At 37.1% G+C, this 15,601-nt stretch carries 12 protein-coding genes; 10 read left to right on the plus strand and 2 right to left on the minus strand.

Going from position 1 to position 15,601, the window contains the following annotated elements:
* The first annotated feature begins 17 nt into the window (after positions 1-17).
* Entirely contained in the window at positions 18-1,301 is a 1,284-nt protein-coding gene (tig, locus tag IGJ34_RS04155) for a trigger factor (protein ID WP_111247036.1), read from the plus strand.
* A 77-nt stretch (positions 1,302-1,378) separates the two neighbouring features.
* Here the strand turns inward: tig and IGJ34_RS04160 are convergent, their stop codons facing one another.
* Positions 1,379-2,242 carry an alpha/beta hydrolase gene (locus tag IGJ34_RS04160; protein WP_206848303.1) on the minus strand — a complete coding sequence of 288 codons (864 nt, stop codon included), beginning with the start codon at positions 2,240-2,242 and terminating at the stop codon, positions 1,379-1,381.
* A 393-nt stretch (positions 2,243-2,635) separates the two neighbouring features.
* On the opposite strand from IGJ34_RS04160, the gene allC reads away from it, so the two are divergent.
* From allC to arcC, 8 genes are all read left to right on the plus strand, one after another.
* The gene (allC, locus tag IGJ34_RS04165; RefSeq protein WP_111248817.1) at positions 2,636-3,862 is read left to right on the plus strand and encodes an allantoate deiminase; all 1,227 of its coding nucleotides are present in this window, start codon (positions 2,636-2,638) and stop codon (positions 3,860-3,862) included.
* Positions 3,863-3,883: 21 nt separating this feature from the next.
* On the plus strand, positions 3,884-4,669 hold the full coding sequence (gene allE, locus IGJ34_RS04170) for a (S)-ureidoglycine aminohydrolase (protein ID WP_430598192.1): 786 nt from the start codon (positions 3,884-3,886) through the stop codon (positions 4,667-4,669).
* Between the two features lie 20 nt (positions 4,670-4,689).
* Positions 4,690-5,757: an ureidoglycolate dehydrogenase gene (gene allD / locus IGJ34_RS04175; protein WP_430598193.1), complete on the plus strand. Its 1,068-nt coding sequence runs from the start codon at positions 4,690-4,692 to the stop codon at positions 5,755-5,757.
* Between the two features lie 218 nt (positions 5,758-5,975).
* On the plus strand, positions 5,976-7,025 hold the full coding sequence (gene allD, locus IGJ34_RS04180) for an ureidoglycolate dehydrogenase (RefSeq protein WP_430598194.1): 1,050 nt from the start codon (positions 5,976-5,978) through the stop codon (positions 7,023-7,025).
* Positions 7,026-7,217: 192 nt separating this feature from the next.
* Positions 7,218-8,975 (plus strand): acyl-CoA synthetase FdrA, encoded by a 1,758-nt coding sequence (gene fdrA, locus IGJ34_RS04185; RefSeq protein WP_206835540.1) that lies wholly within the window; start codon positions 7,218-7,220, stop codon positions 8,973-8,975.
* 136 nt (positions 8,976-9,111) lie between these two features.
* The gene (locus IGJ34_RS04190) at positions 9,112-10,380 is read left to right on the plus strand and encodes a DUF1116 domain-containing protein (RefSeq protein WP_069655499.1); all 1,269 of its coding nucleotides are present in this window, start codon (positions 9,112-9,114) and stop codon (positions 10,378-10,380) included.
* Positions 10,381-10,383: 3 nt separating this feature from the next.
* Complete coding sequence (locus tag IGJ34_RS04195; protein WP_258379393.1) at positions 10,384-11,241, plus strand: DUF2877 domain-containing protein; 858 nt, start codon at positions 10,384-10,386, stop codon at positions 11,239-11,241.
* A 12-nt stretch (positions 11,242-11,253) separates the two neighbouring features.
* Positions 11,254-12,192 carry a carbamate kinase gene (gene arcC, locus IGJ34_RS04200; RefSeq protein WP_069655497.1) on the plus strand — a complete coding sequence of 313 codons (939 nt, stop codon included), beginning with the start codon at positions 11,254-11,256 and terminating at the stop codon, positions 12,190-12,192.
* A gap of 58 nt (positions 12,193-12,250) precedes the next feature.
* Here arcC and IGJ34_RS04205 read toward each other — a convergent pair whose 3' ends face one another.
* A complete protein-coding gene (locus tag IGJ34_RS04205; RefSeq protein ID WP_111248814.1) occupies positions 12,251-13,891 on the minus strand; it encodes a PucR family transcriptional regulator in 1,641 nt (546 codons plus the stop codon).
* Positions 13,892-14,283: 392 nt separating this feature from the next.
* On the opposite strand from IGJ34_RS04205, the gene IGJ34_RS04210 reads away from it, so the two are divergent.
* On the plus strand, positions 14,284-15,492 hold the full coding sequence (locus IGJ34_RS04210; RefSeq protein WP_069655495.1) for a pyridoxal-phosphate-dependent aminotransferase family protein: 1,209 nt from the start codon (positions 14,284-14,286) through the stop codon (positions 15,490-15,492).
* Positions 15,493-15,601: the final 109 nt, after the last annotated feature.

Raw genomic sequence — 15,601 nt, forward strand, 5'->3', positions numbered from 1 at the left:
TATTCGGAGGGAAACAAATGTCTGCGAAATTTGAAAAAAAAGGCACCAATGATGGTGTGTTAACTTTTTCAGTTGATCAAACTCTAATTGAAAAAGGCTTGAAACAAGCATTCGATAAAGTCAAAAAAAATCTTAACGTCCCAGGATTCCGTAAAGGAAAAGTGTCACGTCAAGTATTCAACCGTATGTATGGCGAAGAAGCATTGTATGAAGATGCTTTGAACGCAGTATTACCAGAAGTATATGAAGCAGCTGTGAAAGAAGCTGGAATCGATCCTGTCTCTCAACCAAAAATTGATGTTGAAAGCATGAATAAAGGGGAAGATTGGGTTGTAACTGCTGAAGTGACTGTAAAACCTGAAGTTAAATTAGGCGAATACAAAAACTTAACAGTTGAAAAACAAGACCGTGAAGTAACAGACGAAGACTTAGATGCACGCATCCAACGTGAATTAGATGCACAAGCTGAATTAGTAATCAAAGAAGATGAAGCAGCTGTTGAAGGCGACACTGTCGTAATCGATTTTGAAGGATTTAAAGATGGCGAAGCTTTTGAAGGTGGAAAAGGCGAAAACTATTCTCTTGAATTAGGTTCTAACTCTTTCATCCCAGGCTTTGAAGAACAATTAGTTGGTAAAAAAGCAGGCGAAGAAGTTGAAGTAAAAGTAACATTCCCAGAAGATTACCAAGCTGAAGATTTAGCAGGTAAAGAAGCTGTTTTCCAAGTGAAAGTTCACGAAGTGAAGGCATTAGAATTACCAACATTAGATGATGAATTTGCAAAAGACGTTGACGATTCAGTTGAATCATTAGACGAATTAAAAGAAAAATACCGTAAAGAATTAACAGAATCTAAAGAAGCTGCTGCAATAGAAGCAAAAGACGAAGCAGCTATCCGTCAAGCTGTTGATAATGCTGAAATCGTTGACCTTCCACATGTAATGGTACATGACGAAGTTCACCGTTCAATGGATGAATTCTTAAACAACATGCAACGTCAAGGAATCGCTCCAGATATGTATTATCAATTAACTGGAACAACTGAAGCTGACTTGCACAAACAATTTGAAGCAGAAGCAGAAGTTCGTACGAAAACAAACCTTGTGATCGAAGCAATTGCTAAAGCTGAAGATATTGAAGTATCTCAAGAAGATATTGACAATGAAATCAAAGAATTATCTGAACAATACAATATGCCAATCGATCAAGTGAAAAAAGTTTTAACTGAAGATATGTTGAAACATGATATCCGCATGAAACGTGCAGTAGAAGTTATTACTGAAACTGCAACTGAAAAATAAAGATACTACAAAAGACATTCCTGAATAATCGGGAATGTCTTTTTCTAGATTAATAGAAGGAAATAATTATGTTAAAATCAAGCAGTAGATACTAGGCTATCTAACCATTTAATTAGAGCATTATAAGTTTGAAGTCCTTCATTTTTAGTAATGTCACCATCGAAATCATGGGGGAGATGCTCAACTTCTTCGTACGTTACATTGGAAAGTTTTTCACTGGCAATACGAGAAACTTCAACGGGCACATCTTGATCGGCTGCACTATGGGCTAAAAATGCAGGAGGAAGTTTAGCAAGTTCCACGTCCGTTAGACTAAAGGTTTCTTTTTCACTAGGAGTTTTGACAAGATAACTTAACCAATTGCCAAACTGTCGACCAGATAAATAAAGTGAGAACCGTTCATTAATAGAAACTTCTGTAATGGGGTTAGGATAAATCAACTCTTGGGCCGTCAGAGGGGCTATTTTTGGAAATTGATTATAATAGCTGCTAGGCTGATTAAATGCCGAATTTGTTAAATCATAATAGCCGTAAAAACTAATTAAGCCTTTTTGTTCTGGACAAGGATAGCGAGCAGATAGTAAATAAGAAAGAAAACCACCCGCGGAACGTCCAAATAAGAAATAATCAGAATTTTCTAGACCTAATGCTGTTTGATAATGTTCCAAGAACCAATTAATTGCTTCTTTTATGCAAGTAATAATAGTTGGCAGTTTTACTTCAGGAGCTAATGGATAATCGACAGCCAATAAGTTATAACCATTTTCTACCAAAAGTTTACAATAAATTTCTGGCAAATCATCCTTGGTTCCGTAAAGAAGTCCACCACCATGGAAGTAGAGAAGAGTCGCTTTTGCAGAAGACCCGTTTGGATTTGAGTAAAAAGTCATGGATAAATCTAACTCATCTAGTTTACTGTAAAGAAATGTTTGTTTTATCATTAAAAGTCCTCCTTGAATTTTATGTAACAACGCACCGCTCTACTAGACCGTGTACCAAGTCCTTTGGTGCAAGAACAATCTCAGGCGCAATCAATAGCAATTTCTAATTACATTGTGTTTTTTACACGTTGCAAAGCAAATGAGTAGCATGGTAACATTTTCTCAAAAATGACTGAGAAGCTTTTTGACTTATCTGCATTCTACCATTTTTTGAAGAATTAGTTTACAAATCTAAATAAATTTCACTAACTTATTTCTATTTTAACCCAAATAGCCCCAGTCTTTATGTTTAATGCGCACAAAGATGGCGGTTAATTTGTGAAATATGGATAGTGTATGAAAACGGGCAACCGCTTACAATGAATAGGATAATAAAAGAGGGAGATGTATCAAATGGATTTAAAAAACGTTTTACAAGAAAATATTGATCACTTATCAAGTATTGGCAACGATCCAACGGGTGGAATGACACGATTATTGTATTCAGATTCTTGGTTGGAAGCGCAAAAATCTGTAAAAGAAAAATTAGAAGCTATCGGTATGACAGCTTCATTTGATGAGATCGGCAACCTCTTTGGTAGAGTAGAAGGTACAGAACATCCGGAAGAAACGATTTTATCTGGTTCGCATATCGATACCGTTGTGAATGGTGGGAATTTAGATGGTCAATTTGGTGTAATCGCAGCGTATGTTGCAATCCAATATTTATTAGAAACTCACGGTAAACCAAAACGTTCATTAGAAGTTATTTCAATGGCGGAAGAAGAAGGGAGCCGTTTCCCAACAGTATTCTGGGGAAGTAAAAATTTCGTTGGCGAAGCGAAAAAAGAAGATGTCATTGATATCGCTGACTTTGAAGGATTGAAGTTTGTTGAAGAAATGAGACGTCATGGTTTTGATTTTAGAGATGAGACTAAAGCATCTAGAGAGGATATCAAAGCATTCGTAGAAATTCATATTGAGCAAGGAACGGTTCTTGAAAAAGAACAATTGCAAATTGGTGTCGTGAATAATATTGCAGGTCAAAGACGTTATACGATTGTCTTGAAAGGTGAAGCCAATCATGCTGGAACAACACCAATGGGATACCGTAAAGATGCTGTTTACGCTTTCTCTAAGATTTGTTCACAAGCGATCGATCGTGCATTAGAAGTTGGCGATCCTCTTGTATTGACATTCGGTAAAGTTGAACCGAAACCGAATACAGTTAATGTAGTACCAGGTGAAGTTCTGTTTACAATGGATTGTCGTCATACAGACAGTGGAGAACTTCATTCATTTACGGCAGAAATTGAACAACTAATGAAAGATATTGCGGCGAAACATGGCTTAGAAATCGATATCGACCTATGGATGGACGAAGCACCAGTTCCAATGAACGAAGAAATTGTAACAGCAATCGAGACGGCAGCTATTGCTGAAAATATGAAATACAAAGTAATGCATAGCGGAGCTGGACATGATTCTCAAATTATTGCGCCAAATTTCCCAACAGCAATGATTTTTGTACCAAGTATCAATGGGATCAGTCATAATCCTGCAGAAGCGACAGATATTGATGATTTAGTGAACGGTGTTAAAGTTTTGGCGAGCACATTATATGAATTAGCTTATAAATAAAAGAAAGTAGGAGAAATAAAAATGGGTTATAAAAATAATCAAACAGGTTATTTAGATGGTTTATTATCCTCTAGAGCTGTTATCAAAAAAAATAATTATGCATTGATTCCTCATGATGGTTTAGTAAATAACGTGATTCCTGGATTTGAAAATTGTGACTGCTCGATTTTAGGTTCTAAACAATTAGGAGCAAACTTTGTTGATTATATCATTACAATGCATAAAGATGGAAAAAACCAACGTGGTTTCGGCGGAGAAGGTGTTGAAACAATCGTCTATGTAATCGATGGTATTTTAAAAGTCAATGATGGTTCTGAGACACATGAACTAACAAAAGGTGGTTATGCATATCTTCCTGCAAGTACGTTGATGTACCTAGAAAATGGGCAAGATGCAGATACTGAAATTTTCTTATACAAAAAACGTTATCAACCATTGGAAGGCTACGAAGCGCATAAAGTAGTCGGTAATGTGAATGATATGGAACCAATCGAGTACGAAGGCATGAAAGACGTACTTTTATGGGACTTCTTACCTAAAGATTTAGGCTTTGATATGAACTTCCACATTCTTTCATTTGAACCAGGAGCAAGTCATGGTTATATTGAAACACATTATCAAGAACATGGTGCGTATTTACTTTCTGGACAAGGAATGTACAACTTAGACAATGAATGGATGCTAGTCGAAAAAGGGGACTACATTTTCATGAGTTCATATGTTCAACAAGCAGCGTATGCTGTAGGTCGTGACGAGCCTTTAATGTACGTTTATTCAAAAGATTGCAATCGTGATCCAGAAATTTAATTTGAAGAGGAAGTTTAAGAATGAATGAAACTGTTTTAGTGAAACCAGAAGAATTGCATGATTTAATTGAAAAAAAATTGACAACAGCTGGTTTAAAACAAGAACATGCAGACGAAGTGGCAAGACATTTAGTATTTGCAGATGCATGCGGCATCCACTCACATGGAGCTGTTAGAGTAGAATATTATGCAGAACAAATCGATAAAGGCGGCGTAACGCTTGAACCAGAAATAGAATTCGAAGAAACTGGACCAAGTTCAGGAATCGTCCACGGTAAAAATGGAGCTGGACAATTCGTTGCGGATGTCGGATTGGGTTATGCTATTGACATGGCAAAAAAATCAGGAGTTGCAGCAGTCGGGATTTCTAAAATCAGCCACAGTGGCGCGTTATCTTATTACGTGAAAAAAGCAGCGCAACAAGATTTGATTGCCATAGCAATGTGTCAATCCGATCCGATGGTTGTACCATTTGGTGGCAAAGAAAATTATTTTGGAACCAATCCAATTGCTTTTGCAGCACCTAGAAAAGGTCATGAGCCAGTGGTTTTTGATATGGCAACAACGGTCCAAGCATGGGGTAAAGTTTTAGATGCTCGTTCTAAAAATAAAGATATACCCGATACATGGGCAGTTGATAAAGAAGGGAAACCAACAACTGATCCTCACAAAGTCAATGGATTATTACCGATTGCAGGACCAAAAGGCTATGGCTTGATGATGATGGTAGATATTTTATCAGGTATGCTTTTAGGCTTACCATTTGGAAAACACGTTTCTTCAATGTATGACGATATTAGTAAAGGACGTAATGTTGGCCAAATGTATATTTTGATTGATCCAAAACGCTTCACTGATTTAGAGATGTTTAAAGAATCAGTGGACGGTATGGTAGAAGAGTTACATGAAATTCCAGCAGCTGATGGATTTAAGCAAGTGTATTATCCAGGTGAGATCAATCAAATCAATTATGAAAAATCAATGTCAGAGGGTATCGAAATCGTTAAGAATATCTATGACTACTTAAAGAGTGAGACACTTCATTTTGATCGATATGAAAATACGAATGCTTTTGGTGAGAAAAAATAAAATTTTTTGAACTATGATGCTTCACAAAAGTGTTGTTTGGTTTTATAAGTATTAGCGGAGCGGAGAATTGTTGTCGTATGGTATCTAGCTACGCGGGCTAGCTTCTCGGAAAAAAGATAAAAATTGAATGAGGCGAAAAGCACCTCAGTCAATTTTTCCTATTTTTCTGTCGAAGCTGAACGAGCCCGCTTCGCTTTAAAATAAGGAGGCGTTTTAAAATGAGAGTAAAAAAAGCGGATTTACATCAACTAATCAAAGAGAAAATACAAAAAGCTGGTTTGTCAGAAGAACATGCAAGAATCGTAAGTGGTGTTTTAACCTTTGCAGATGCAAGAGGAATTCATTCTCACGGTGCGATGCGCGTGGAATATTATTCGGAAAGAATTGCAAAAGGCGGTATCACCAACGATCCTACTTTTTCGTTTAACCAAACAGCTCCTAGTTGTGGTATGTTTGAAGGTGACAATGGTTCTGGGTTTGTTGCAGCAGAAAAAGCAATGGATCTAGCAATCGAAATGGCAAAGAAAAATGGGGTAGCTGTTGTTGGAATCCGTAATATCTCTCATAGTGGAGCGCTTGCCTATTATGTTGAACGAGCAGCAAAACAAAACATGGTAGCTCTTTCTGTTTGTCAATCTGATCCAATGGTTGTACCATTTGGAGGAAGTGAACCTTATTTTGGAACCAATCCAATTGCTTTTGCTGCCCCAAGTAATGATGACCGTGTAATTACGTTTGATATGGCGACAACTGTTCAGGCTTGGGGAAAAATCCTTCACGCTCGTTCAAAAAAAGAAGCAATCCCAGATACATGGGCAGTTGACGCCAAAGGAAATCCGACAACTGATTCAACAGCAGTCAATGCATTACTTCCAATCGCTGGACCAAAAGGCTATGGGTTGATGATGATGGTAGATATTCTATCTGGGATTTTACTAGGAGTGCCATTTGGTAAACATGTTTCGTCTATGTATCATGACCTATCAAAAGGGCGTGAATTAGGTCAGCTCCATATTGTAATCAACCCAGATTTCTTTATTGGAATAGATGTTTTCAAAAAGAATATTTCGACAATGTTAGACGAATTAAAAGAAATTAGCCCAAGTCCTGGTTTTACAGAAGTCAATTATCCTGGAGAACGCGGACGCGCACGAGAAAAAAATTATGAAGAAAATGGCATTGAAATCGTAGATGATATCTACGAATATTTGATCAGTGATGCTATTCATTATGATCGTTATGATCACAAAAATAAATTTGCGGAATGATATTTTGCTAAAAAAATTATCTAGCTTCACACTCGAGTCACTACGCTCCGCTTCAGTCTCGTCAATTCCTATTTTTAGTTGAGACATGGCGAGCTCACTACACGTTTACTTTGAACCATAATGAATGAAATGAACGAATGGTGAAAAGTACAAAGCGGAACATTGTTTCATATAATTTAAGGAGGAATTTCAATGCTGCACACAATTATAAAAGCAAATAGCTATCAAGATTCAATCGTATTGATGCTATTGACGAACAAATTAAATACAATCGATGGCGTTCATAATGTTTCCGTTATGATGGGGACACCTGCAAATAAAGATATCTTTAAAACGGGTGGTTTATACACAGACGAGTTAGAAAAAGCTTCATCAAATGATATGGTAATCGTATTAGACATTGAAGATGATTCGCTGATCGAACAAGTCTTAACAGAAATCGATGTATTTTTAGAAGAACAAACAAAAGGTGGCGGCGACGCTTCAGGCGAAGAAGTCGTAAAAACTTGGGATAAAGCATTTGAGCTTGGTAAAGATGCTGGTGTAGTTGTCTTCTCGATTCCTGGTACGCATGCAGCACTTGAAATTGAGAAAGCGTTAGATGAAGGCAAACATGTTTTTTGTTTCAGCGACAATGTTGCGATAGAAGATGAAAAACGCCTCAAAGAAAAAGCACATGATGCAGGTCTATTATTGATGGGCCCTGACTGTGGTACTGGTATCATCAATGGTATTCCTGTGGCCTTTACAAATGCTGTTCGTAAAGGGAAAATTGGTGTTGTAGGTGCTTCTGGAACTGGTATTCAAGAAGTAACGACAATTATCCACAAATTAGGGGGCGGAGTAACGAATGCAATCGGTACTGGCGGACGTGACTTAAAAGCTGAAATTGGCGGAATCACTTTAAAAGACAGCATTATGACATTAGAGAAAGACCCTAATACTGAAGTGGTTGTGGTGATTTCTAAACCACCTGCACCAGAAGTTCGTGATGAAGTTTTAAATCTTTTAAGAAGTATCTCGAAACCTGCTGTAACGATTTTCCTAGGCGAAAAACCAACGTCTCACGAAGAAAACCTTTATCGTGCTTATACATTAGAAGAAGCGGCTCAAACAGCAGTTCAATTATTGAATAAAGAAGCTGTTACAGCAGTGAAAGAAACACTATCTGTACCAACACATTCTTTCAAACCAGAACAAAAATATGTTAAAGGTTTATACTCTGGTGGAACGCTTGCTTATGAAGCGGCAATGTTGATCAAAGAAGGTTTAGCATTAACAGGTGACGAACATGCGCCTGAAGGTTTTATCTTACAAAATCAAGGTCATGAAATCATTGACTTAGGGGACGATGTTTATACTCAAGGAAAACCTCACCCAATGATCGATCCAACAAAACGCAAAGAAATGTTAGAAGAAGCTGGAAAAGATCCTGAAACAGCAATCATTCTTCTAGATGTTGTATTAGGCTACGGTTCTCATGCTAACATGGCGCAAGAACTAGCACCAACCATCAAAGAGATCAAAGCTAAAGCGGCTTCTGATGGCAGAGAATTATTTGTGATCGGTACGATTGTTGGAACGGATGAAGATCCTCAGAATATTCATGAACAAGAAACAATTATGAAAGAGGCTGGTGTGATCCTTTGCGATAGTAACGCGCAAGCAGTACGTTTAGCATTAGCTATTTTAGATCATCCATTGACTCAAACAGATAAAGCAATCGAAGCAGCACCAGCAGTGAATCCGATCGCGATTGAACCAACAGAAGCGATGTTAGCATTATTGACGAATCAAGGATTTATTAATGTTGGTTTACGTAGTTTCTCTGAAGCAATCATCAATCATGGTGGTAAGGTTGTTCAATACGACTGGCAGCCAGTTGCTGGAGGAAACATTACACTGCAAAAAGCATTACAGTTCTTAAATAAAGTAGCATTAGCTAAATAAATTATCCAGCTTACTGAGCTAGTTCCTCAGAAAAAAGATAAAAATAGATTGTGGTAAAAAGCACCACCTTCTATTTTTCCTATTTTTCAGTCGGAGCTGATCAAGCTCATTCAGCTTTTAACGGAGGAAAATCAAAATGGCATATAAAACAATCGATGAAGCAAACCAAGCGGTAGCAGCAAAAATCGTTGCTGGTTCTCCTTTCTTATTAGATGTAGTACCAGCAAAATCAGTAATTCCAGAATTAAACGAAGGAAAAGTATTACTTCATGCAGGACCTCCAATCACTTATGATAAAATGGTTGACCCGATTCAAGGCGCTTGTGTTGGAGCAGCATTATTTGAAGAATGGTGTGAAACCGAAGAAGAAGCCAGAAAAATGCTGGAATCTGGTGAAGTTAAATTAATTCCATGTCATCATGTAAATGCGGTTGGACCAATGGGTGGGATCACATCAGCGAATATGGCAGTTTTAGTTGTTGAAAACAAAACAGACGGGAATCGTGCGTTCTGCACAATGAACGAAGGGATTGGCGCAGTATTACGATTTGGTGCCTATTCTGATGAAGTAATTACTCGTTTAAGATGGATGAGAGATACTTTAGCTCCTGTTTTAAGTGCGGCATTGAAAACAAAAGAAGATGGCTTAAACATCAATGTATTAGTTGCAAAAGCAATTGCAATGGGGGATGAATTCCACCAACGTAACATTGCTGCATCTCTCGCTTTCTTGAAAGAAATGGCACCAATCATTGTTGGGTTGACAGAAATCGACCAAACGAAGCGTGAAGAAGTTGTTCAGTTCTTAGCAGATACCGATCAATTTTTCTTAAACATCATGATGGCATCAGCGAAAGCTGTCATGGATGGCGCAAGACAAATTCAAGAAGGAACAATTGTAACGGCAATGTGTAGAAATGGCCATGAATTTGGTATTCGTATTGCTGGTATGGGGGATGAATGGTTTACTGGACCAGTTAACACGCCTCAAGGCTTATACTTCTCAGGGTTTAGCGAAGCTGATGCTGCACCTGATATGGGGGATAGTGCGATCACTGAAACGTTTGGTGTCGGTGGTATGGCGATGATCGCAGCCCCAGCTGTTACTCGTTTTGTTGGTTCAGGCGGCTTTTATGATGCGTTGAATACAAGTAATGAAATGACTGAAATCTGTATTGATACTAACCCTAATTTCCCAGTTCCAACTTGGGACTTCAAAGGAATTTGTTTAGGAATCGATGCGAGAAAAGTGGTAGAAACAGGAATTCTTCCCGTAATCAATACAGGGATTGCAAATAAAAAAGCAGGTTTAGGCCAAATCGGAGCAGGTACAGTAACGCCACCGATCGACTGTTTTGAAAAAGCAGTCTTAGCTTATGCGAAAAAATTAGGTTTTACAGAATAAAAGGTGAAGATATTGTTCGTTAATGCTTGTTTTATTGATCAGTTTCTTTTAACCGATAACTTTGAAGAAAAAAAATGGCATGTTCACAGTAAGTATAAGAATAGTTTCAATATTCAAGATGAGAGGAAACAACAGTTAGTGGTTATCACGACCACTAACTATCCTTTTATGCCAAACGGTATTTACTTACAAGCCGATTCTTTTTCACAAATGTTATCCACAATTGAAATTGGAGAACAAATTACATGGAACCATAACTGCGTGCATTTTTCTAAAAACCATTTATTACTGATACACGCAAAAACATATTCATCTTTAGTAGATACAGGACCGAGTAGCCTGATAGAAACTAGTAAAGAAAACTTGTTATCCTATTCAGACTCACTCGTAAAAGAAACTGGGAGTCAGCAATCAATCGCTCAGTTTTTAGAAGATGCAAATCCATTTAAAGAATCAATTGTTGCGCTGTGTTCTGAAAATCAGTCACAACAAAAATCAGGGCTGGATTTTCTGATGGGTAGAGGGATGGGTTTAACCCCGTCTGGAGATGACATGATCGTTGGACACCTTGCTGCAAGGTTTTTATTGAATGAAAAGAGTTCTCTATTAATGAATTTACTACTTACTAATCTGTTAGCAGAACAGTCTGTGACAACAGATATCAGTAAGCATTATTTGTTATGCGCACTATCAGGGCGATTTAGTGAACCTGTTCTTAAATTAATTGAAGGATTATCAACAACTAGCAGTGAAGAAAAAATTGAACAAATAGTTAAAGAAGTCATCTCGGTAGGGCACACATCAGGTGTTGATTTATTGGCAGGCTTCATAACGACCACTAAAATACTAAGCAGTAAATGAAGGAGGATTTTTATGGCAAATCGTGTCGTAATCGCATTGGGAGGCAATGCAATTTTAAAACCAAACCAGGAAGCTACACTTGAGGTACAGCTAGACAATGTCAAACTAAGTGCAGAGTTGGTTGCAAAGATAGAAGAAATTGATTATGAAATCGTTTTAACTCACGGGAATGGTCCGCAAGTTGGGAATATTCTAAGACAAAATGAAGAAGCAAAAGATGTAGTTCCACCATTTCCTTTGGATGTATGTAATGCTGAATCACAAGGTTTTATTGGATATATGTTAGAGCAAAGCTTAAAAAATTCGTTAGAAACGAAAGGGTTAACGAGTAATGTTATTACACTATTAACGCAAACGGAAGTTTCAGCTGAAGACGAAGCGTTTAATAATCCAAACAAACCAATCGGGATTTTTTATACAGAAGAAGAAGCGAAACAAATGGAACAAGAGAAAAATTGGGTAATGATGGAAGATGCTGGTCGTGGTTACCGTCGTGTTGTACCTTCTCCACAACCAAAAGCGATCCATGGTGTAGATGCAATTGTTAATTTATTAAATCGGAATACAATCGTTATTGCTGGTGGCGGTGGTGGAATTCCAGTCGTTCGTGATCAAAATGGATTATTAAAAGGAATCGAAGCTGTTATTGATAAAGACCGCACCGGTAAAAAATTAGCGGAGCAAATCGATGCAAATGTCTTCATGATGTTGACGGATGTCAGCAATGTGTACATTAACTACGGAAAAGAAAATCAAGAAAAATTAGAAACTATTTCTGTAAAACAAGCACAACAATACATGGACGAGGGTCATTTTGCTGACGGTAGTATGGGACCAAAAATGGAAGCTGCTATCGGATTTGCATCACAAGGAAAAACAGCAATCATTTGTTCTTTAGAAGATGCTGACCAGGCTTTATTAGGAAGAGCAGGAACAAGAATCGTAGGTTAAATCACTAAAAGAGAAGTTGAAAGAAACGCTACCTGTTTCTTCCAACTTCTCTTTTTATTTATTGATGTTGATTCGATCGTTCTGATAACTCTAATGCTAAACGCAGATTTAAACTATTTGTCGGATCTTGAATGCTTTTCCCAAGTATCTTCGCACAATGATCAATTCTATATTTGATCGTATTACGATGTAGATACATTTCTTTGGCTGTTTTTGAGATTTCGCATTGAAAACTTAAATAACATTGAAGTGTTTTGCGAAGCTCGATAAATGAATCTTCAACAGGATAGGCAAGTTCTTTAAGCGTCGTTTCGCAGAAGTAATGAATATCTTCAAGGCTCATTTTTTCAAATAAACTTTTCATTCCTTTAGGATGATAGCCATGGGTAAGCACAACGTCAGTCATTGTTAGCATCTCTTCATAAGCAGTTTTGGCTTCGATGAAAGAACTTGCGATTTGTTCAACCGTTTCATATGAATTTCCCAACGCAAAAGTCAAAGTGATCGGCAGCTTTTCAGTTAATTCTAATGACAACTCAGTTAAAATTTTTTCTAAATCATCCACTTTACTTTGAATCAAAATGGCTAAGTGGTTCGTGTTCTTCACTTTAAAAATACTAATATTTTTGATTCTAGGAGGTAGTGCTTCAGATAGCCATTGAAAAGCAATATCACTTTCTTCTTGTTGATACTTGATCTTTGTTGCAGTGGTTTTTGTTTGACTACAAACGGCGTAGACGACTTGATATTGAGTACTTTTCTTTAACCCATAATTTGTACCTAGATCAAGCCAATCTCGTTTTGACTGGTGAGGCGCTTGTTGGTATTCTACTAGTTGACCTAGAAAATCACTTTTAAGAAAATCAAGCGATTCTTGCACTTTTTGATTTTTATACAACATAAATGACAAGACCAAACAAGCTTGTTCTACTGCGAATTCTGACATTGGATATGGAACTTGTTGCGGATTTAAAATCAATAAGTAGTGTGGGAAATAACTATTCACAGTCACAGGGAAACCAGCAATCTGCATCGGCTCTCGATTTAAATCATCGATCATAAATGAAGTGTTGCTATCTTCATTCCAATTAGCATATTTAGTAATAAGTTGCTCAACATAATATTCAGCTGGTTTTGACGTCTGAGTAAAGTGTTTAGAGTGGGCAATGACCTTACGATAAGGGCTTAATAAAATCACTGGAGTATTGATCATTTTACCGAAATCAGCGACAAAGCGTGCAATGCTCACATCATGAATCAACAAATTAGAAAATCGTTTTTGAATGTCTAAAGCGTAGCTTAATTGCTCTGTTTTAGTATCCCATAAATAATTTAATAATTGATGCAAGACAGCACCTAAAGGTTGAGTACTAGACACTTGAACAACAGGAAAGTTGATTTTATTTGCATAAGCCACGACCTCAGGATCAATGGTTTCAATAAATCGGCCAACTTTAATACCGATTCCAGCAGCTTCTTGTTCTTTTAACGAATCAATTAAAGTAATCAATTCTTGTTGATTATCTTTATAAACCATTGCAGTTGTCAAAAGGAAGATCTTTTTTGGAATAAAATTTGCTACGTCAGGTGTTTCAGAAATTTCGATACTCTCAACAATAGTATTCGCTTTTGTAGGATTTGTTAATAATTTTAGATCAGAAAATCTTGGTATTTTTAATAAATCTTCTAAAGTTGTCATTGGATTCCCTCCTAATAGTAAAAGTGGAACAAATCGATTAATTTCCTAGCTCTCCCAAGGAATGATTTGTGCAACTAGTTAAAGTTAAAAGTCAAACAGGCTTGTTCAGTCTGAACAGAGAAATTAAAAACTAACAGTATGCTACTTTTGGCTACAAGCAAATTTTAATTTTTTCTGTTAAGCTAGGTAGTGTAAGGTAAAATAGTTTTTTATGATAAATCTTTAATGATGTTGTATTTATTTACGTATCTCTATTCTAAATGATAGTGTATTTACATTCAAGAAAGGTTTGTACATAATGACTGGAAATTCTATTTTTTTATTCAAAAGTGACAATGACTTTTTCGAATATAAGGGTAGGATAAAATTAAAACGGAAAAGAGGAAATAATTATGTTTTCAGAAATATCAGTGCCAAGCAGAACAATCATGACGCCAGGGCCAGTTGAGGCACATCCAGTGGCTTTGAGAGCAATGTCTGCTTCTATTTTGGGTCAATTTGATCCAGCTTTCTTACAAATTATGAACGAAGTCAAAGAAATGATCAAAATTCCTTTCGGTACAAAAAATGAGCAAGCATTTGCGGTAGATGGAACATCTCGTTCTGGCCTCGAAGCGGCATTGATTGGATTGATCGAACCAGGAGACAAAGTTTTGATTCCAGTATACGGTCGGTTTGCTTATCTTTTAGGAGAAATCTGTGAACGTGCGAAAGCAGAGATTCATTACCTTGAAAAAGAATGGGATGCACCATTTGAGCAAGAAACAATAATTGAAGAAATCAAAAAGGTTCAACCAAAAATAGTGGCTATGGTTCATGGTGAAACAGCTAACGGACAAATGCAGTCAATGGAAAAAATCGGACAACACTGCCAAACAAATGATATTTTCTTTGTTGTAGATATGGTTGCAACATACGGTGGGGTTCCTATAGAAGTAGATGCGTGGGGAGTCGATATTGCAATTGCAGGAACACAAAAATGTGTGAGTGTCCCTTCAGGTTTATCTTTGATTACTTACAATGATCGAGTAGAAAAAGTACTTACTAGTCGTTATCAAAAAGAATTAGGGTTAAGTAAGGATGTTCGTAATGAAAACCATATCAGTAGCAATTATCTTGATTTAAGCCAGTTGCAGCGTTATTGGAGTGAAGAGCGAATCAACCATCACACAGAAGCGACAAGCATGGTCTATGGACTTCATGAAGGCCTTAGAATGATGATCAAAGAAGGAATGGATAATGTTTATGCACGACATGCTCAAAATGATCAAGCAATTGTTGCGGGGATAAAAGCGATGGGCTTAGAGTTTTACGGTGATTTGACGACTAAGATGCCAACTGTTACACCAATCATGATTCCTAAAGGAATTGATGGTGAAGAAGTTCGTGCTCTTATGTTAGACGAGTTTGGTGTGGAAATTGCGTCATCATTTGGTGCACTTCAAGGGAAAGTGTGGCGTATCGGGAATATGGGCTACAGCAGTAGAAAATCTAATGTTCTCCATGTATTATCTGCCTTAGAAGGCGCCCTTAATTATTATGGTGCAGATATCAATAAAGGCGAGGCTGTAAAAGCAGCATTAGCGATTTATAAAAAATAAAAAAAATTAAAATTGTTTGTGTGAAAGAACAAGTGATTGTTCGTTTTGCACAAACTTTTTAACAAGTTTGTGAAAAATAATGATGCGTGAAAGTTTGCTACCGCTTACA

The organism is Enterococcus sp. AZ177, from assembly GCF_050544585.1.
In the GTDB taxonomy this organism is placed as follows: domain Bacteria; phylum Bacillota; class Bacilli; order Lactobacillales; family Enterococcaceae; genus Enterococcus_L; species Enterococcus_L plantarum.